At 32.3% G+C, this 18,751-nt stretch carries 18 protein-coding genes; 14 read left to right on the top strand and 4 right to left on the bottom strand.

Annotated elements, in window-relative coordinates:
- Window positions 1–8 precede the first annotated feature (8 nt).
- The 7 genes from FLY87_RS06270 to FLY87_RS06235 all read left to right on the top strand — a co-directional run bounded on the left by FLY87_RS06270 (window position 9) and on the right by FLY87_RS06235 (window position 8,975).
- Window positions 9–488 carry a hypothetical protein gene (locus FLY87_RS06270; RefSeq protein ID WP_012546000.1) on the top strand — a complete coding sequence of 160 codons (480 nt, stop codon included), beginning with the start codon at window positions 9–11 and terminating at the stop codon, window positions 486–488.
- Window positions 488–1,345 (top strand): carboxylating nicotinate-nucleotide diphosphorylase, encoded by an 858-nt coding sequence (gene nadC / locus FLY87_RS06265; protein ID WP_012545113.1) that lies wholly within the window; start codon window positions 488–490, stop codon window positions 1,343–1,345. The genes FLY87_RS06270 and nadC overlap by 1 nt, the downstream gene beginning before the upstream one ends.
- Window positions 1,342–2,373, top strand: coding sequence for a phosphoribosylformylglycinamidine cyclo-ligase (gene purM, locus FLY87_RS06260; protein WP_141266605.1), 1,032 nt, complete (start codon window positions 1,342–1,344; stop codon window positions 2,371–2,373). Before nadC ends, purM begins: the two co-directional genes overlap by 4 nt.
- The gene (locus FLY87_RS06255; RefSeq protein WP_141266603.1) at window positions 2,370–3,533 is read left to right on the top strand and encodes an ATP-binding protein; all 1,164 of its coding nucleotides are present in this window, start codon (window positions 2,370–2,372) and stop codon (window positions 3,531–3,533) included. The genes purM and FLY87_RS06255 overlap by 4 nt, the downstream gene beginning before the upstream one ends.
- Window positions 3,520–4,929 carry a sigma-54 dependent transcriptional regulator gene (locus tag FLY87_RS06250; protein WP_028842551.1) on the top strand — a complete coding sequence of 470 codons (1,410 nt, stop codon included), beginning with the start codon at window positions 3,520–3,522 and terminating at the stop codon, window positions 4,927–4,929. Before FLY87_RS06255 ends, FLY87_RS06250 begins: the two co-directional genes overlap by 14 nt.
- Before the next feature lie 241 nt (window positions 4,930–5,170).
- Complete coding sequence (fdnG, locus tag FLY87_RS06240; RefSeq protein ID WP_141266601.1) at window positions 5,171–8,233, top strand: formate dehydrogenase-N subunit alpha; 3,063 nt, start codon at window positions 5,171–5,173, stop codon at window positions 8,231–8,233.
- A gap of 10 nt (window positions 8,234–8,243) precedes the next feature.
- Window positions 8,244–8,975 (top strand): 4Fe-4S dicluster domain-containing protein, encoded by a 732-nt coding sequence (locus FLY87_RS06235; RefSeq protein ID WP_012545194.1) that lies wholly within the window; start codon window positions 8,244–8,246, stop codon window positions 8,973–8,975.
- 42 nt (window positions 8,976–9,017) lie between these two features.
- Here FLY87_RS06235 and FLY87_RS06230 read toward each other — a convergent pair whose 3' ends face one another.
- A complete protein-coding gene (locus FLY87_RS06230) occupies window positions 9,018–9,998 on the bottom strand; it encodes a radical SAM protein (RefSeq protein WP_028842554.1) in 981 nt (326 codons plus the stop codon).
- A gap of 17 nt (window positions 9,999–10,015) precedes the next feature.
- On the opposite strand from FLY87_RS06230, the gene hemW reads away from it, so the two are divergent.
- On the top strand, window positions 10,016–11,155 hold the full coding sequence (hemW, locus tag FLY87_RS06225) for a radical SAM family heme chaperone HemW (protein ID WP_051345855.1): 1,140 nt from the start codon (window positions 10,016–10,018) through the stop codon (window positions 11,153–11,155).
- Here the strand turns inward: hemW and FLY87_RS06220 are convergent.
- Both FLY87_RS06220 and tilS read right to left on the bottom strand, forming a co-directional pair.
- Entirely contained in the window at window positions 11,091–12,260 is a 1,170-nt protein-coding gene (locus FLY87_RS06220; protein ID WP_028842555.1) for a PDZ domain-containing protein, read from the bottom strand. The two genes, hemW and FLY87_RS06220, sit on opposite strands and share 65 nt — an antisense overlap.
- Window positions 12,227–13,609 carry a tRNA lysidine(34) synthetase TilS gene (gene tilS, locus FLY87_RS06215; protein ID WP_028842556.1) on the bottom strand — a complete coding sequence of 461 codons (1,383 nt, stop codon included), beginning with the start codon at window positions 13,607–13,609 and terminating at the stop codon, window positions 12,227–12,229. The genes FLY87_RS06220 and tilS overlap by 34 nt, the downstream gene beginning before the upstream one ends.
- Before the next feature lie 240 nt (window positions 13,610–13,849).
- On the opposite strand from tilS, the gene FLY87_RS06210 reads away from it, so the two are divergent.
- Complete coding sequence (locus FLY87_RS06210; protein ID WP_012546549.1) at window positions 13,850–14,581, top strand: thioredoxin fold domain-containing protein; 732 nt, start codon at window positions 13,850–13,852, stop codon at window positions 14,579–14,581.
- On the opposite strand, the gene FLY87_RS06205 is transcribed toward FLY87_RS06210, so the two are convergent.
- Window positions 14,571–15,461 (bottom strand): selenium metabolism-associated LysR family transcriptional regulator, encoded by an 891-nt coding sequence (locus tag FLY87_RS06205; protein ID WP_012545377.1) that lies wholly within the window; start codon window positions 15,459–15,461, stop codon window positions 14,571–14,573. The genes FLY87_RS06210 and FLY87_RS06205 overlap by 11 nt on opposite strands.
- A gap of 67 nt (window positions 15,462–15,528) precedes the next feature.
- Between FLY87_RS06205 and FLY87_RS06200 the strand changes: the two genes are divergently transcribed.
- Genes FLY87_RS06200 through FLY87_RS06180 form a run of 5 tightly spaced genes read left to right on the top strand, consistent with a single transcriptional unit; the run spans window position 15,529 to window position 18,747 of the window.
- Complete coding sequence (locus FLY87_RS06200) at window positions 15,529–16,320, top strand: hypothetical protein (protein ID WP_028842557.1); 792 nt, start codon at window positions 15,529–15,531, stop codon at window positions 16,318–16,320.
- A 15-nt stretch (window positions 16,321–16,335) separates the two neighbouring features.
- Window positions 16,336–16,656, top strand: a complete 321-nt coding sequence (gene tatB / locus FLY87_RS06195; protein WP_028842558.1) for a Sec-independent protein translocase protein TatB — start codon at window positions 16,336–16,338, stop codon at window positions 16,654–16,656.
- Window positions 16,657–16,662: 6 nt separating this feature from the next.
- The gene (tatC, locus tag FLY87_RS06190) at window positions 16,663–17,454 is read left to right on the top strand and encodes a twin-arginine translocase subunit TatC (RefSeq protein ID WP_012545000.1); all 792 of its coding nucleotides are present in this window, start codon (window positions 16,663–16,665) and stop codon (window positions 17,452–17,454) included.
- A complete protein-coding gene (locus tag FLY87_RS06185; RefSeq protein WP_012546054.1) occupies window positions 17,438–17,701 on the top strand; it encodes a hypothetical protein in 264 nt (87 codons plus the stop codon). The genes tatC and FLY87_RS06185 overlap by 17 nt, the downstream gene beginning before the upstream one ends.
- Window positions 17,698–18,747, top strand: a complete 1,050-nt coding sequence (locus FLY87_RS06180; RefSeq protein WP_028842559.1) for a DUF933 domain-containing protein — start codon at window positions 17,698–17,700, stop codon at window positions 18,745–18,747. Before FLY87_RS06185 ends, FLY87_RS06180 begins: the two co-directional genes overlap by 4 nt.
- Window positions 18,748–18,751 lie beyond the last annotated feature (4 nt).

The raw sequence follows: 18,751 nt of genomic DNA, 5'->3' as shown, positions 1-18,751 counted from the left end.
GGGAAACAATGGAAGAAAAGCTTGATATTGAAGGGCAGAGCCTTGATATAGTTGAAGCTGAGTTTTTAAATGTAAAACAAAGCACGATTAGAGCTGTTGAGGCTGGTACAGCAGAATTGCAGCAGGTTTGTGCATTAAGTATTGATTCTGAAAAAGCTGAGATTACTCAGGGAGCAATCGGATTTGTGAAATCTAATGAGTTGAATATGAATCAGTGTATAAGCGGAGTTTCAACAGGAGAAAAAACAGAGATTAATTTTTCACTATGTCCTTTTGCTCTTAGTAGGGATAAAGCAGAAATAAAAAGGTCAGCAACAGGTCTCATAATAGGTAGTAATGTAGAAGTTAAAAACTCCGCAAGTGTAATTGTGATAGGTAAGAATATAGAAGGAAACATTACAACACTTTTTGACTGGAAAAGCGCTCTTGCAGTTACTGCAGTTGCAGGAGGCATTTACGGACTTTTAAGACTTTTTCTTAAAAAATAATGTTTAATCCTTTGATTGATGAGCTTTTTAAACTTTCAATAATAGAAGATATTGGAAATGGAGATATAACCTCTCAGCTTATTATACCTGAAGATTGTAAAGCATTAGCTCAGATAATATGCAAGGAGGATATTATTCTTGCAGGCATGCCTTTTGTAAAAAGATTTTTTACTATTCTATCTTCATACTTTGGATTCCAACCTGAGCAAATATATTTTGAGGAATACTATAAAGATGGTGATTTTATTAAAAAATCCAATGTCATAGCTTCTGTTAAAGGAAATACGAGGTTACTGCTTGCAGGTGAGAGGATTGCTTTGAATCTTTTACAGAGGCTTTCAGGTATTGCTACATTTACAAGAGAGTTTGTAAAAAAAGTAGAAGATTTACCAGTAAAAATTCTTGATACAAGAAAAACAACTCCTGGATTAAGATTTATGGAAAAATACGCAGTAAAAATTGGTGGAGGTATTAATCATCGGTTTGCACTTTATGATGCAGTTTTAATAAAAGATAATCATATAAAAGTTGTAGGATCTGTTAGAGAGGCTGTGATAAAAGCTAAAAATCAATGTATACATCAAAAAGTAGAGGTAGAGGTAAAAAATCTTAAAGAACTTGAAGAAGCAATTTCTGCAGAAGCAGATATAATCATGCTTGACAATATGAATATTGAAGAAATGAAAAAAGCGGTAGAGATTGCAAATGGAAGAGTTTTACTTGAAGCATCAGGTGGTGTAAATCTTGAAAATATTAGAAATATTGCATTAACAGGTGTTGATTTTATATCAATTGGTGCATTAACTCATTCAGCTACTGCTGTTGATATTAGCATGAAGATAAGGGAGGTTTTATGAGTATTACATATAAAAAAGCAGGAGTTGATATTGATGAAGCAGATAAATTTGTCAGCATGATTTCTCCTATTGTTAAAACGACATTTCGGAAAGAAGTTCTTACTGAAATAGGACTTTTTGCAGGATTATTTAAATTTGATGTAAAAAAATATAAAGAACCAGTGTTGGTTAGTGGAACAGATGGAGTTGGAACAAAGCTCAAAATAGCCTTTGAAGCAGATAAACACGATACAGTTGGAATAGACCTTGTTGCCATGTGTGTGAATGATATTTTAACAGTTGGTGCAGAACCCTTGTTTTTCCTTGATTACTTCGCAACTGGAAAACTTAATGCAACAAAAGCCACAGAAGTTATAAAAGGTATTGTTCAAGGTTGTAAAGAAGCTGGTTGTGCTCTTATAGGAGGAGAGACTGCAGAATTACCGAGGTTTTATAAAAAAAATGAATATGACCTTGCAGGATTCGCTGTAGGTGTAGTTGATAGAAAAGAAATAATTGATGGTTCTTCAATAAAAGAAGGAGATGTTTTCATAGGTGTAGCATCTTCAGGGCTTCATAGCAATGGTTTTTCTCTTGCAAGAAAAGTCCTTTTTGATATAGGCAAATTGAGAATTGATCAGTATATACCTGAATTAAACTGTATCCTTGCAAAGGAACTACTTAAACCAACAGAAATTTATGTTAAAGCATATTTTGCCCTTAAAGATAAAGTAAAAGTTAAAGGTATGGCACATATAACTGGTGGAGGTATCCCCGGAAATTTATCCAGAATTTTACCTAAAAATATAACAGCAATTTTAGACAAAAATAGCTGGACTGTGCCTTCAATTTTTCATTTAATAAAAAACATAGGTAAAATTAATGAAGCAGAGATGTTTAAAGTTTTTAACATGGGAATAGGTTATATTTTTGTTGTTGAACAAAATGAAATTCAAAAATCCTTAGCCATCTTAAATAAAAAGGGTTACAAAGCCTATTTAATTGGAAAAGCTTCAAAAGGTGGTGAAGATAAAATCACAATAAAATGAAGATATTTCAGAAGGAAACGCAGTTAGGTGAAATTTTTTTAAAGTTTATAGATATATATTCAGAATCTGTAATTGTTTTTGAACCTGAAAGATATGAAATATTATATATGAATCAGAAAGCAAAAGATTTTTTGGAAGGGAATCCAGATTTATCAACATTTTTTCAAGAAGATGAATATTTAAACTTCATAAAATTAATAAAAGATTGTCATAAAGTTGAAGAAAACAGGGTTATTAGTTTTAAAAGAAATGACAATAAAAAGGGAGTTTTGCTTTTTAGTTTATACCCCGTTGCATATGATGATTACAGGACAGTTTGTTTTACATTTAAAGATATTACAGAAAAAATTAATAAAAAAGAAGAAAAACGAAGAAAAAATGCTCAACTTATACTACAGGACAAGCTAAAATCTGTAGATTTAGTTACATCCAGCATATCTCATGAAATAAACAATATTTGTAATTTTATGGTTAATAATCTGAAAATTACTTTTCAAGCATGGAATGATATTTTTACTATAATTAAGGAATATGAAGATGAAAATGGAGAATTTTTGATAGGAGGGATTTCTTCTTCAGAAATAGATAAAGTAATACCTCGACTTATGATTTCAGTAATAGATGGGATTAACAGAATTTCCGATACAATTGATGATTTTAGAAAATATGTGAAAGAAGGTTTGAAGTCAGAAACTGCGGTTATTGATATAAATGAGGTTGTAAGAAGAGTAGTTACAATTCTTAATCATCATATTTTTATTTATACAGAGAACTTTAATTTTAATTTTACTGAAGGATTGCCAAAGATTAAAGGCAATATGCAGAAATTAGAGCAACTAATAATAAATTTACTAATGAATGCATTACAGTCATTACCAAATAGACAGAGAGGAGTTTTTATTTCTACAGGTATGATATCAGATAAAGTATATATTGAAATTAATGATGAGGGAGTAGGAATTCCAAAGAATATTATGCCTCATATATATGAACCTTTTTTCTCTACTAAATATTCATCAGGTGGTTCAGGGCTTGGACTTTATCTCTCCAAATCCATTATAGAAGATTTTGGTGGTGAAATTACCATTCAGTCTGAGGAAAACAAAGGAACAAAAGTAACAATTTATCTTCCCTATGTTTTAGAAAATGGAAAATTTTAATTACAGTGTTGCTATTGTAGATGATGAAAAGGAGGCACTATACTCTTATTCTCTTATTTTAAAACAGGCAGGGCTTAAAGATGTTGTTTTAATTCAAGATTCCCGTGAAATTCCTATTATTTTAAAAGAAAGAACTTTTTCTATTTTGCTTCTTGACCTTTCAATGCCGTATATATCAGGTTTTGATTTGCTAAAGTATCTTTCAGTAGAGTATCCAGAAATTCCAGTTATTATAATAACAGCAATAAAAGACATAGAAACTGCAGTTGAGTGTATGAAAATTGGTGCATGCGATTATCTCGTAAAGCCTATTGAAAAAAATAAGTTAATATCATCTATAAAAAAAGCATTAGAAATGAATAGGTTAAAAGAAGAAATTTTAGGATTAAAACATAGATTGATTGAAGATAAACTGGAACAAGAAAACGCTTTTTCAGAGATCATAACTGTTAATCAGAAAATGAGAGGAATTTTTAAATATATTGAAGTAATATCAAAAACTGAACAACCTGTTTTAGTTACAGGAGAAACAGGAACAGGAAAAGAACTCGTTGCAAGAGCAATACATAAGATAAGTGAAAAAAAGGGAGAATTTGTAGCAGTAAATGTTGCAGGTCTTGATGATACCATGTTTTCAGATACTTTATTCGGTCATAGAAAAGGGGCATTTACTGGAGCTTTTTCTAATAGGGAGGGATTGATTTCAAGAGCAAAGGGAGGGACCCTGTTTCTTGATGAAATTGGAGATTTATCAGAAGCTTCTCAGCTTAAGCTTTTAAGGGTTATTCAGGAAAAGGTCTATTATCCTTTGGGGTCTGACCTTCCCAAAAATACTGATGCAAGACTAATCGTTGCAACCAATCAGGATATACAGGAAATGGTTAATAGTGGAAAATTTAGAAAAGATTTATTTTATAGACTTAAAGCTCATCATGTTCATTTACCACCTTTAAGGGAAAGAAAGGACGATATTCCTGTTTTAATTGAACATTTTATTGAAGAGGCTGCTTTTTCTCTTTCAAAAAAACCTCCTAAATATCCTGAAGAATTGATAATACTTTTGATGAATTATCCTTTTCCTGGCAACATAAGAGAATTAAAAATGATAGTTTATGATGCGGTAGCAAGATGTAAATCTAATTTTTTATCCTTGGAGATTTTTAAAGATATGATAGATATAAGCAATACAATTGATAAGGAACTTAAAAGTGAGATAGTAAAGTTTTATATTCAGATGAGGTTTCCAGAAAGGCTTCCAACCTTAAAAGAGATGGAAGAAATACTTGTTACCGAAGCTTTAAGAAGATCAAAAGGAAATCAGGGTATAGCAGCTTCCATGCTTGGTATAACAAGACAGGCACTCAACAAAAGACTACACAAAAAAACAACCCCCTGAAAAAATTTTTTCTATATTTTAGATTAAGCAAAAAAAGTTGCACCCATTTATATTGCTAATTAATTGAATAATATTAAAAAATTCTATGGCATGAGAATTGATAATCTATAAAATAGATGAACCGATTAAATCTTCCATACAGCCCCCTGAGAAGTTTAATCGGGAGACAGGGGATGCTTTTGAGGTGTGTAACTTCAAGGCATCCTTTTTTATTTAAAAAATTAAACAAGGAGGAGGTCATATGGAGATTACAAGACGAAGTTTTTTGAAAATCTCCACAGGTGCTCTTCTTCTTAGCTCGCTGGGACTTAATCTTGAGCCTGCAAAGGCTTATGCTGCTGAGCTGAGAATAAAGGGTGCTAAGGAGACAACGCATATCTGTCCTTACTGTGGATATGGATGTAGTATTATCGTTTATTCCAAAGAAGGAAAGGTGATTAATGCAGAAGGCGATCCTGATAGTCCTCTTAATGAAGGTTCTCTTTGTCCAAAAGGAGCTGCAGTTTATCAACTCGTAAACAATCCTAACAGAATTACTGAACCGATGTATCGTGCACCAGGTGCAACAGAATGGAAGAAGATTTCATGGGAGGAAGCATTAAACAAAATTGCAAGACTGGTCAAGAAAACAAGAGATAAGTATTTTATTACCAAAAATGCTAAAGGGCAGGTTGTAAACAGAGTAGATGCTATCGCGCATGTTGGCTCTGCTGCCCTTGAAAATGAAGAATGCTATTTATTGCAAAAATTAATGCGTTCATGGGGACTTGTTTATATTGAGCATCAGGCTCGTATATGACACTCTCCTACTGTAGCGGCTCTGGCAGAGTCGTTTGGTAGAGGAGCAATGACAAATCACTGGATTGATTTTAGAAATGCAGATGTAATTTTAAACATGGGTGGTAATACAGCATCAAATCATCCCATGTCAATGAAATGGATAATGAAAGCCAAAGAACAAAGAGGTGCTAAACTTGTTGTAGTTGATCCTCGTTTTACACAAACAGCATCAAAAGCAGACCTCTATGTTCCGATTCGTCCAGGAACAGATATTGTATTTCTTGGTGGTTTAATAAAATACATAATTGACAATAACCTTTACTTTAAAGATTATGTATTAAATTATACGGATGCGTCATTCCTTGTTGATCCAAACTTTAAAACAGCTGAAGACCTTGATGGATTATTTTCTGGCTATGATGAGAAGAAGAGAACTTATGACAAATCCACATGGAAATATCAGCTTGATGAAAATGGTATACCAAAGAAAGATCCAACGCTTCAGAATCCAAACTGTGTATTTCAGCTTTTAAAGAAACAATACTCAAGATATACAATAGATACAGTTTCTAATATCACAGGAGCACCAAAAGATAAAATTGAAGAAGCATACAAAATTATTGGTTCTACAGGAAAACCTGACAGAACATGCACAGTCTCTTATGCAATGGGCTGGACCCAGCATACTGTAGGAACACAGAATATAAGAGCATTTTCAATTGTTCAACTCTTACTCGGCAATATGGGAATGGCTGGTGGTGGAATCAATGCTCAGAGAGGTGAACCAAATGTTCAGGGTTCAACTGACCATGCTTTGCTTTTCCATCTGTGGCCTGGTTATAATCCTGCACCTGTAGCAAGTGATGTTGATTTAAAGACTTATATTGAAAAATATACCCCTAAGACAAAAGAGCCAAAGAGTGTTAACTGGTGGGCTAATAGGCCAAAATATGTAATCAGTTACCTTAAAGAGCTTTATGGAGATAAAGCTACAAAGGAGAATGATTTCTGTTACAGTTATCTTCCAAAGAGAGATGATACACAAAACTGCTCATGGTTAGTACTTTTTGATGAAATGTATAAAGGAAATATAAAAGGCTTCTTTGCCTGGGGACAGAATCCAGCCTGTGGTTCTTCAAATGCAGGAAAGGTAAGAAAGTCCCTTGCAAAGCTTGAATGGCTTGTATGCGTGAATCTATGGGACACAGAAACTTCTTCCTTCTGGAAAGGTCCAGGAATGGATCCTAAGAAGATAAAAACAGAAGTATTCTTGCTTCCAGCTGCTTCATCACTGGAAAAAGAAGGTAGCAGAACAAACTCAAGCAGATTAGGACAGTGGTTATATCAAGCTGTAAAACCTATTGGAAAATGCAAATCCGATGAAGAGATAATGAATGAGCTTTATTGGAGAGTAAAGAAACTCTATCAAAAAGAAAAAGGAGCCTTTCCTGAGCCAATTATACATCTTACGTGGGATTATGGAGAAAAAGACCAAGATGGTAAGGTTAAACATATTGATGTTCACAAAGTAGCAAAAGCAATAAATGGATACTTTACAACAGATATACAGGAACATCCAATTGACAAAAAATCATACAAGAAAGGTCAGCAGGTGCCGAGCTTTATTTTACTTAGGGATGACGGAAGTACAGCCTGTGGTTGCTGGATATATTCAGGCAGTTATACAGATGCTGGCAATATGATGGCAAGAAGAGGTAAGGAAGACCCAACAGGGCTTGGGCTTTATCCAAACTGGGCATGGTGCTGGCCCGTAAATAGAAGAATAATTTACAACCGTGCAAGCTGTGACCCACAGGGCAATCCATGGGATCCAAAGAGAGCAATACTTAAGTGGGATGCAACAAACAAGAAGTGGGTAGGAGATGTGCCTGACGGACCAGCTCCACCACTTGCAATGGAAGGTGGAAAACTTCCATTCATTATGAAACCTCTTGGAGTTGGAGCCATATTTGGACCAGGACTTGCAGATGGTCCATTCCCAACACATTATGAGCCGCTGGAATGTCCTTTCCAGGAAAATCCACTTTACAAGAAAACAAGAATTAATCCGACAGTTAAGATATTTGGTACAGATGCAGATACCTTTGTATATTGTGATACAAGATATCCTTATGTAGGTACTACATACAGAGTAACAGAACACTGGCAGACTGGTGCAATGACAAGACATCAGGAGTGGTTGCTTGAACTTCAACCCCAGATATTTGCAGAAATAGACCCTGTACTTGCAAAGGAAAAGGGAATAAAGAGCGGAGACAAAGTAATTGTATCTTCTGCAAGAGGAAAACTCTGGGCTATAGCTATAGTTACAGACAGATTGCAACCATTTAAAGTAATGGGACAAACCATACACATGGTAGGACTGCCATGGCATTATGGCTGGAGATTCCCGAAAGATGGTTCAGGTGGAGATAGTGCAAATCTGCTTACCCCGACAATTGGTGATGCAAATACCATGATACCTGAAACAAAGGCATTCATGGTAAACATAGAGAAGGCATAGGAGGTGAAACATGGCACGTAAAGGATTATTAATAACACCAGATATATGCATAGGATGTAGAGCCTGTCAGGTTGCATGCAAAGAATGGAATCAGCTTCCTGCAAGTAAGACAAAAAATTACGGAACTTATGAAAATCCACCTGACCTGGATGGAAATACATACAACAAAATCAGATTTATAGAGCATAAGGACCCTAAGGGATTTCGCTGGCTTTTTGTAAGTCAACGCTGCATGCATTGTGGAGAGCCTGCTTGTGTTCAGATATGTCCTGTTGGAGCATTGATGAAAGATAAGGAAACAGGAATTGTTTATTATGACAAAAACAAATGCATAGCCTGTCATGCCTGTAAGTCTGCCTGCCCCTTTGATGTACCAAGATATGATGACGGTGGAAAGGGTAAGATAGCAAAATGTCATCTTTGCATAGACAGAGTAAAGGCTGGACTTACACCTGCCTGTGCAAAGACCTGTCCAACAGGAGCAATTAAATATGGAGACAGAGATGCATTGATAAAAGAGGCAAAGGCAAAGGGCTTTAAGCTTTATGGAGAGACAGATCTTGGTGGATTGGGTGTAGTATTTGCTCTCAAGGATTCACCAAAGGTCTACAAACTTGCAGAGAATCCGAGAATATCAGAGTCTGTGGCATTCTGGGGTTCTGTATTAAGAACACTTGTAGGAAGAAGTGGTTCAACTACATCTTCGTTCATCAAATATCTTGCTCAAAAATCTACTGAATAAGTTTTTTAATTAAGGGGAGGATTCGAACCTCCCCTGATTTTTTTATAGTTCTACTATTCTAATTTTTGGACAATTAATGCAAGGTAAAGAAGAATTGTCTGAAAGAAAGTTTTTTCTGAATTCTTTAAAAGTGCGATTTTTTAAAATTAATGGTAGAGGTTTTTCAATTATGTTGCCAAAATACAGATTTTTAACTCCTTCTGCTGGAATTCCCGTAAATACACAGGGAGAAACATATCCAAGGGAGTTTATAAAAATTGCTCGTTTAGGATTTTCAGAACATATTTCCCCTTTCTTAAATGGATGAGAGAGATTAAAGGATATTGGTAAATTAAGTTTTTTCCCTTCATTTATAACATTGAGAGCTATATTTTTTAAGTTATTGAATTCTTCTTCTGTTTTCGGAATAAGAGATTCATGTTCAATTGATTTATGCGGGATAAAGTCAAGTATGCTTATTATTACATGTTGTATTCCTATTTTACTGAAAATTTCTGGGATTTCTTTTAATTCATCCAGATTTGATTTAAGGAGCATGTATGCAATGTGAATTTTCGGATTGAAGACTCCTTTTTTTCTTTTCGCTTCATTTAATTTTTCAATTACTTTAAAAACTTTATCAATTTTTGTTCCTGCCCGTAATATATCATTTCTCTTTATTCCTGTAAGTGAAAAAGCAATTATGTCCATTTGGGTATCAATGATTTTTTCTATATGAGATTGTTCTATTAGCATCCCATTTGTGGTTGTTCCAACTTTACATCCAGATTTTTTAGCAACATCTACAAATTTAAAAAAATCTGGATTACAGAAAGGTTCACCCCATCCTTGAAGATAAACAAGTTTGACTTTTTTAAGATAGGGTATAATGGAAGAAAATTCAAAAAAGCTTAAATTTTTTCCTTTCCATGCTTTTTTATGTGTTGTATGCGGGCAGTAAAAGCAGGAGGCATTACAGAGTCCCGAGACTTCAATCTGAATCCAATCAAGATAAGGCATTAAAAATTTTTCAATAAATCCCATGTAGGTTATTATAAAGTATGGCTATGTTTTTTTCATATCTTTATGTTCATGTGCCTTTCTGTATTAGAAAGTGCAAATATTGTAGTTTCTATTCATTGCCATATGATAGGGATTTAGAGAAGCTTTATATTAAGGCAATATTAAAAGAAATAGAGATTATGAGAGAGATTCCACATCTTCTTAAAACAATATATATAGGTGGAGGCACCCCTTCTTGTTTAGATATTCACAATTTAGAAAAGCTTCTTTTAAATTTAAGAAAAAATTTTAAAACAACTCATAATATAGAGTTTTCAATTGAGATAAATCCTAAAACCGTTGATATGCAAAAGCTTGATTTAATGAGAGATTTTGGAATTAATAGATTAAGCATTGGAGTGCAGTCATTTAATGATAAAGAACTTTTATTTTTAGGAAGGATTCATAACTCAGAAGATGCGATTAATACAGTTAAACTAAGTCTAAATAAAGGATTCAGAAATATTTCAATTGATTTAATTTATGGAATTCCCTGTCAGACACTAAGAAGCTGGGAGGAAACTTTGAATAAAGCAGTAAACATGGATATCCGACATATTTCGCTGTATGAGCTATCAATTGAACATAATACACAACTTGCAAAGGAGTTTAATTCTAAAAAATTTTCTCTTCTTTCTGAAGATGATGTAACATACATGTATGAGCTTGCAAATGATTTTCTTAAAGATAAAGGATTCAAAAAATATGAAATATCAAATTTTGCCAAAAAAGGATTTCAATGCAGTCATAACATTTCATATTGGCTAAGAAAGCCATATCTTGGAATAGGTCCTTCATCGCATTCATTTATTGATAATAAAAGATTTCACAATCCTTCAGATTTATTTTCTTATGCAGAGAATTTATTGAATGGTAATTTTGCATGGATATATGACTATTCTGTTGACAAAGTTGAAGGATTAAAAGAAAATATTTTTCTTGGTTTGAGGATGAAAGAGGGAATTATTTTAAAAAAAGCCTGCCTACTTAATTTTTTAAAAAATTTTGAAAAAGAAAAATTACTCACTCTGTCAGGTAATAAAGTTAGGCTGACTGATAAAGGGATGATTCTTTCTAACGAGATTTTTGCCCGGGTATTATTACATATTGAAAATTGTCCTGTCTGTAAACAAGAATGAGCAGATCATTATTTCCTGACTGTTGAAGAATTTCATTGAACTCTTTATAACTATTTATAGATTTTTTATTGATTTCAATAATTATATCTTCATTTTTTAATATTCCTAATGCTGGACTATCCTCACTGATTTTTTTAACAAATACCCCTTTTATAGATTTTTTCAGGCTCTTTTTTAAATTTTCAGGAATTTCTGTAATCTCAACGCCTTTTATAGACAATGTGGGAGATGCTTTTGTTTGTAAAAAATTTTCTGGGGGTTCTTCAAGAATTATTGAGTAGTCTTTTTTTATTCCATCCTTCATTATTTCTAAGTTTATAGTTTCTCCTGCAAATTTTGTTGAGAGAATATTTTGCAGATCTTTCAATTCTGTAATTTTGAAACTATCTGCTGCAACTATTACATCTCCTCTTCTTAACTTAGCTTTATCTGCTGGTCCTCCTTCATATATATTTGTAATTACAACTCCTTCAGAAACAGACATTATTTTCCCAAGTTCAGCAGTAATTGTTTGTCCCTGAAGTCCCAACCACCCAGGTTTTCTTTTTATCAATTTGTTAATTTCTGAATAAAATGGTTTGATCAATAATACTTCTGAAATACTGCTACTTTCTGTGACAATTCCCAGCGGTGTTAAATCAAGAGAAAGTAGAAGCGAACCTGCAATTTGTTTGCCTTGAATCTCTATTTTATTGTCTTTGAATTTTCCTTTGACTATCAGTACAGAAGGTTCTTCAAAAATTGTTAAAAGAAAAAATAGTTCATCTTTTGTTTGGGAAAGTTCAAAAACCACAGGCTTAAACTCTTTATTGAGTTTTACTACTGCAAGATTTAACTTTGAATCTATGGCAACTATTGAGATATTTGGGACTTTTTCGACAATTTTTGCTGGAAGTATGGCATAATTTTTATCTATTGCAACAGCTATTCCTTCTTGAAGGGATATTAAAGAATCTGAAAACTTTTGATAGATTGTATCAACTTTACTTTTAATTAATGTGGAAAAATTTTCTTCACAATTAGATTGATTGAATGAAAATAAAATAAACGAGATTATAAATAAAATTTTAATTATAACTTTGGAATAATTTTTATTTGTAAACATCTCTTTGTATTATCATCAATTTTAAATCTGTCGTCAAGTCTGTAACCTGCTATGCAAACAATATTTCCGTCACTTTCAATTATTGGCACAGTATCTCTTTCATCTCTTGGAATTTTTTCATCAACAAAGAAATCCTGAAGCTTTTTCTTTTTACCAAAACCGAAAGGATAAAAGTAATCTCCTGATTTTCTTGCTCTTACAATCAAAGGAAATTTAATTTTATCCATATCAATGTAAATTACATTTTTACCATCGCCAAAATTTTGAAGTTCTTCCTTTTTTATTTCTTTCAGGTTTAAAACAATGGAAGATTCTTTAAGATAAATATCCTGCGGTTCTGTTATTTCATATGTGGAGAGTTTTTTGGGAGGTTCTGATGTTATTATTAAAGTTGAATATCCTTTTATAGCTCTGATGCCTTTTGGAAGATATACTCTATCACCTGTTTTACCAGTTTTTATAAGGTTTATAATGTCTTCTATATGGTCAAAAGTTAAACCCTTTAAGCCTTTAACGCTGTCAATTGCGAATCTCAAAGCTCTTCTCAAAATGACAATATTCAATACTTCCATTGGATTACAGAAAAGTTCAACTGTTTTATCAGTTTTTCTGCTCATAAGTCGCATTAAAGCCTTTGTTACTGCTACATTTATATAATCATTTTCTTCTCTTATGATATCAGCAGTCTTTGAAATAATTTTTGTAGCCTTTGGAGACACAGTTTTTATAACAGGCATTAATGTTTTTCGAATTTTATTTCTTAAGTATTTCATGCTCTCGTTTGATGGATCAATGATATAAGAAATATTTTTTTCTGAGAGGAATCTTTCTATTTCTGTTCTTTCAATTTCAATAAGGGGTCTTATTATTTTTTTTCTTACAGGAGGAATTCCGCTTAATCCAGCAGGTCCAGCACCTCTAAGAAGTCTCATTATAACCGTTTCAGCTTGATCATCAGCATTATGGGCAACTGCAATTTTGTGAGCATTAATGTTAATGCTTATCTGGTCTAATGCTGCATATCTTAGAATCCTTGCTGCTTCTTGAATGCTTATTTTTTCTTTTTTTGCAAAATCTTTTACATTTATTGATTGAACATAAAAAGGGATATTAAGAGATTCGCATAATTTTTTACAAAATTCAATTTCTTTTGGAACATCATCAGGTCTTAATTCGTGGTCTATATATGCTGCTGAGATTTTTAGCTTGTATGAAGATTTAAGTATGTTTAAAATCTGAAGAAGACAGACAGAATCAGGTCCGCCTGATAAACCCACAAGAACATGGTCTCCAACTGAAAGCATGTTATATTTTTCAATTGTTTTTTTTACTTTTTTAATTATATCCATTTATTAATTTTAACAGATTTTTAATTATGTAGAAGTGTCTTTACAAATTATTTTCTTGATTTTTTTGAAACATTTATTTTTAAACTAATTGAAAATGAGGCTGTTCAATTAGTAACGGTCATTCCGATCGAGGAATAACAGAAATCAAGGATGACAGTTAAATGAATAGGACTTGTAGTTTATTGATTTTAAGTAAATTGCAAGTTTTTAAACAGTCTCTGAAAATAAACTGGAGGAGAAATGAAAAGGACAAGCTTTTTAGGGATATTTTTAATTATCAGTTTGTTATCTTGTAATTTAACTACCAATCCATGCACAAATATAAAGGAAAAGGAACTAAAAGAAACTTTAAAAATTGATTTTGATAGCATAGTTGAAAAAAATGAAATTAAAGGAACGAATCTCTGTCAGATTGTAATTCAAAGAAATGGTGTATTCAATATTTTTTATGCATATCCCGATGGAAAGACTTTTATATTCGGAGATATCTATAAAAATGGTATATTTTTAAGCAAAGCAACATTGGAAAGAATACAGGAAAAGGCTTTCAAGAATTTTCAAACAGAGATTGATAAAGTGGTTGTTTTTTCTTATAAACCAGAAGGTGCTAATAAGTATATCTATATGATTACTGATCCAGATTGTCCATTCTGTGAAAAGGCAAAACAAGAAGTGAAACAGTGGGCGGATTTAAAAAAGGTTGAGATAAAGGTTATATTTTTACCTCTTGAAACTCTTCATCCTCATGCAAAAGACAAGGCTATAAGAGCAGTCTGCGCAGGAATGAAATATGATGACTACTTGAATTCAAAATGGGTAGGGCAGCTATGCAATGATGGAACTAAAAAAATACAAGATTCAATTGCTTTGATGAAAAAGATTAATGTAAATGGAACGCCTTCTTTTATTTCTTTTAATGGTAAGCGAATAGTGGGGTTTTCACCTGAAGGACTTGATGCTATCATAAACTAAATGCATTTTCTTTTAGAAATTCATAGAAAAGTTTGTATATATACGGTAAACTCCGTGTTGTATGAGTAGCTATATAGAAAATTCTATTCATTTTGTAGTTTTTTATTTTTACTATTTTTAGTTTTTTGTATTCCAATTCATCTTTAATTGAATGGATTGAAAGGATGGAAATTCCCAAACCATTTTTTATTGCCTCTTTTACAGCATCTGTGCTGCTTAATGTGCAGACTATATTTAGTTTCTCTATATCTATTCCCATCTCTCCAAGCCATTTTTCCATTTCTTTTCTTGTTCCTGAACCTTCTTCCCTCGTTATAAAAGGATATTTCAGTATTTCCTCAGGTTCTATAAAGGATTCTTTTATAAGATTAGGGCTGACAATTACAAGTTCATCATCCATAAAGGGAAAATAATCAATTTTTGATTTACGAAGTTTTGTTCCTACAATACCTAACAAAATTTGTCCTGAAAGCAAACTTTCTATAACTGATTTTGAATCTGAGATATCTATTTGAATTGAGATCTGAGGATAAATGTTTTTAAAAGATGACATCAATTTGGGCAAAATATATGTTCCGGGAATACTGCTTGCTGCAATGTATAGATTTCCCGATGGTGTAGATTTTATTTTTTGTAAAACTTCTTTTAGATTTTCAACCTTTTCTACAACTCCCTGTGCATTTTCATAAAGTATTTCTGCTTCTGTTGTAGGTATGATAACTTTACCAAATCTATCAAACAATTTACAGTCTAATTCTTCCTCAAGGGTTTTTATATGTTCACTTATTGTGGGTTGTGTTAAAAACAATTCTTTGGCAGCCTTTGAAAAACTTTTATTTTTAAATACAGAAATGAAAATTTTAAGTTGATGAATATCCATAGACAACATTTTAACAAAATCTATAATAAATTTGACAGATTTTGATTTTTTTGATATCCTTTTTTTAATGAAAAAATTAATATTTTTTTTAATTTTTATTTTAGCTTTTAGTTCTAATGTTTACGCATTTGATAGAAAAGGATTTTCACCAACCGCTCCATTCTCAGTAATTTCTACTTTTTCTGCAGAATCCCCAAAGCAAAATCAAGTGGCAATTGATTTTAATTTTGAACTTACAAATGACCCAGATATAAAAAGAACGAATTTGAATCTTTCCTATGGATTGACTGATAAGGTTGAAGTTATAGCTAACCTTCCATACAATATTTCTTATCATAATTCTATCAATGGAAATGGTGCAGAAGATATTAATTTTGGTTTTAAACATAGAGTAATTGATGAAACAACATATTTACCTGCTTTTGCATACATGCTTTATGTTTCAGGAGATTTCGGCAATGAAGATTTTTCCACAGAAGGCGGACGTGGTGGAGGATTAATTGTGACAAAGAAGTTAGGACCTGTAAAAGCCCATGGAAATTTAATCTATTTTAAACCAGAAAAAGAAGGATTAAAAGAAACATGGAATCTTAATATTGGTTCAGAACTTAAAGTAAGTTATAACTCCTCTATTCTTTTTGAAATAATAGGAAGAAAAGCAATTGATAAAAATAAAATAGACCTTTTAGAATGGAGACTTGGCTATAGAGTGAGAGTGACAAATTTCTCTTATACCACTGTCAGTACAGGCTTTGATATAAAAAACAGAACTCCTGATGTGAGATTTATGTTCGGTATTAGTCTGGTATTACCAGGTGAAAAGCATACTTTAAAAAGAATTGTAAAAGATATTGATTAATGTTATAATGATTTCATGTTTGATTTAGGCTTTCAAGAACTTATTGTAATATTTATTGTTGCTCTCTTAGTGTTCGGTCCAAAAAGATTACCTGAACTTGGTTATACACTTGGTAAAACCCTGAATGAAATCAAAAAGGCTTTTCAGGGAGCAAAATCTGAGATGGAAAAAGAAATAAACGAAGTTAAAGAAACTGTAGAGGAAGCTAAAAAGGATATAAAAGACCCGCTTCAACTCAAAAATGAACTTTTCAAGGATATACCTTCTCTTGAAGATTTAAGAATAGATAAACACATTGAGAACATTGCCAGAAAAGAGATTGAAAAAAAGGAGTAATAATGGATGGAAGAACAGAAGATGTCTTTAATAGAACATCTTTCAGAACTAAGAAAGAGAATCTTAGTATGTCTTATAGCCCTAATAATAGCTTTTATATTTACATTTAGCTACTCTGAATATATTTTTAAACTTTTGCTTTTTCCTCTTAATTATACCCCTCAATTTTCACTAAAAGAAGGAATGGTTTTTGTTCCTGACCAGAAGCTTCAAAATACAAAGCTTGTCTTTTTAGGTCCTGCCGAGGCATTCTGGATGAATATGAAGATTGCTCTTGTAACAGGATTTATTCTTACAATTCCTATAATTTTTTATCAACTCTGGCGATTTGTTTCTCCAGGACTTTACGCTCATGAAAAAAAATATGTATTACCATTTGTTTTAACTGCCACAGGTCTTTTTTTAACTGGCGTTGCTTTTTGTTATTTTATAGTGCTTCCTTTCGCAATGGGATTTTTACTTAATTATAAAGTTGGAGATTTTTTAATGCCGATGCTTTCCGTTGGGCTTTACATAGATTTTTTATTAAAATTTCTTCTTGCCTTTGGATTAGTTTTTGAATTGCCAATTTTAATCGTAATTACAACAAGGATGGGGCTTATAACTCCTCAAACATTGAAAAAATATAGAAGACTTGCTATAGTTCTTGCTTTTGTAGTTGCAGCAATTATAACACCTACACCGGATGCTTTCAATCAGACGCTCATGGCAGTTCCGATGATTATACTTTATGAGCTTGGGATATGGGTTTCTATACTGCTAAATAAAAAAGGGAAAAACAGTGGAGGGCAGAACTAAGTCACTTTTAGCTATCGCTTCTGACATCGCAGAAGGATTTATTACAGTAAATCCTTTATTTTTAAAAAAATTTCCAGAAAGAGACCTTAAAGAGCTTCATGATGTATTGATAAAAAAACAAAGACAGATAAGAACAGAGCCTTTTCCATTTAATGAACCTTTACTTATAAGAAAAAGAAATATTAAACTTCAAAGAATTCATCAGGCTATTGTGGTTATTAAAAATTTTATGGAAGGAAAAGTATGAAGATTGCTCTAACAGGGTTTTTTAATTCAGGTAAGACAACTATTTTCAATGCAATAACCTCTCAGAAAATTGAAACTTCTTCATATCCCACTCCTGCTGATATAGTTCATAGAGGAGTTCTTCAGGTTGATGATCCGAGATTAAGAAAAATAAGTGAAATTGTAAAGCCCCAAAAGACAACATTTGCTCAGGTTGAATGTTTTGATACAGCAGGATTAATAAAAGACAATCCTTCACATAATGCAAAGGTTATAAGAGAAATAATGGATGCTGATGCTCTGATATATATTTTACGTGGCTTTGAAGATTTATCTGTTCCTTATCAATTTAATATGGTTGATCCTCAAAGAGACTTTAATGAACTTGAATACGAGTTTATTATGATTGATTTAGATCTTGTCATTAAACGAATTGAAAGAATGGTTGAACAGAAAAAAAAGGGACAGAAGATAAATGATAAAGAAATGGAAGTTTTAGAATTTTTGAGAGAGCACTTAGAAAATAGTCAACCTTTAAGAAAAATTGTCCTAACAGAAGAACAGATGAAAGAGACAAAACATTTAAATTTTTTAAGTCTTAAGCCTGCTTTCGCTGTTATAAATGCAGATGAAAATTCATTTAATGAGGGGAAATTCAGGGATACAGGTTTTTTAACAATATGCGGCTCCTTAGAGAATGAAATTATACAACTTCCTCAAGAAGAAATTTCTAATTTTCTTAATGCTATGGGCATAGATGAACCTGTTAGTAAAAAGATAATCAGAAAAGCCTATGAAGTTTTAAATTATATATCCTTTTTCACAGCAGGACCTCAGGAAGTGAGAGCATGGAGCATTAAAAAAGGCACAAAGGCTGCGCAAGCAGCAGGCAAAATTCATTCAGATATTCAAAGGGGTTTTATAAGAGCAGAAGTTTTATCTTATGAGGATTTTATTTCAGTTAACGGTGACATTAATCTTGCCAGACAGAAAGGTGTTTTCAGACTTGAAGGAAAAGAATATGAAGTAAAAGATGGAGATGTAATAACATTTAGATTTAAAGTATAAGGAG

This window comes from Thermodesulfovibrio sp. Kuro-1, assembly GCF_006538445.1.
GTDB classification, from domain to species: domain Bacteria; phylum Nitrospirota; class Thermodesulfovibrionia; order Thermodesulfovibrionales; family Thermodesulfovibrionaceae; genus Thermodesulfovibrio; species Thermodesulfovibrio yellowstonii.
This window is presented reverse-complemented; position numbering and strand designations above follow the sequence as displayed.

Bases quoted from the DNA above. Each gene is read 5' to 3' on its own strand.
- FLY87_RS06270 (WP_012546000.1), top strand. From the start codon at position 9: ATGGAAGAAAAGCTTGATATTGAAGGGCAGAGCCTTGATATAGTTGAA.
- nadC (WP_012545113.1), top strand. From the start codon at position 488: ATGTTTAATCCTTTGATTGATGAGCTTTTTAAACTTTCAATAATAGAA.
- purM (WP_141266605.1), top strand. From the start codon at position 1,342: ATGAGTATTACATATAAAAAAGCAGGAGTTGATATTGATGAAGCAGAT.
- FLY87_RS06255 (WP_141266603.1), top strand. From the start codon at position 2,370: ATGAAGATATTTCAGAAGGAAACGCAGTTAGGTGAAATTTTTTTAAAG.
- FLY87_RS06250 (WP_028842551.1), top strand. From the start codon at position 3,520: ATGGAAAATTTTAATTACAGTGTTGCTATTGTAGATGATGAAAAGGAG.
- FLY87_RS06235 (WP_012545194.1), top strand. From the start codon at position 8,244: ATGGCACGTAAAGGATTATTAATAACACCAGATATATGCATAGGATGT.
- FLY87_RS06230 (WP_028842554.1), bottom strand. From the start codon at position 9,998: ATGGGATTTATTGAAAAATTTTTAATGCCTTATCTTGATTGGATTCAG.
- hemW (WP_051345855.1), top strand. From the start codon at position 10,016: ATGGCTATGTTTTTTTCATATCTTTATGTTCATGTGCCTTTCTGTATT.
- FLY87_RS06220 (WP_028842555.1), bottom strand. From the start codon at position 12,260: ATGTTTACAAATAAAAATTATTCCAAAGTTATAATTAAAATTTTATTT.
- tilS (WP_028842556.1), bottom strand. From the start codon at position 13,609: ATGGATATAATTAAAAAAGTAAAAAAAACAATTGAAAAATATAACATG.
- FLY87_RS06210 (WP_012546549.1), top strand. From the start codon at position 13,850: ATGAAAAGGACAAGCTTTTTAGGGATATTTTTAATTATCAGTTTGTTA.
- FLY87_RS06205 (WP_012545377.1), bottom strand. From the start codon at position 15,461: ATGGATATTCATCAACTTAAAATTTTCATTTCTGTATTTAAAAATAAA.
- FLY87_RS06200 (WP_028842557.1), top strand. From the start codon at position 15,529: ATGAAAAAATTAATATTTTTTTTAATTTTTATTTTAGCTTTTAGTTCT.
- tatB (WP_028842558.1), top strand. From the start codon at position 16,336: ATGTTTGATTTAGGCTTTCAAGAACTTATTGTAATATTTATTGTTGCT.
- tatC (WP_012545000.1), top strand. From the start codon at position 16,663: ATGGAAGAACAGAAGATGTCTTTAATAGAACATCTTTCAGAACTAAGA.
- FLY87_RS06180 (WP_028842559.1), top strand. From the start codon at position 17,698: ATGAAGATTGCTCTAACAGGGTTTTTTAATTCAGGTAAGACAACTATT.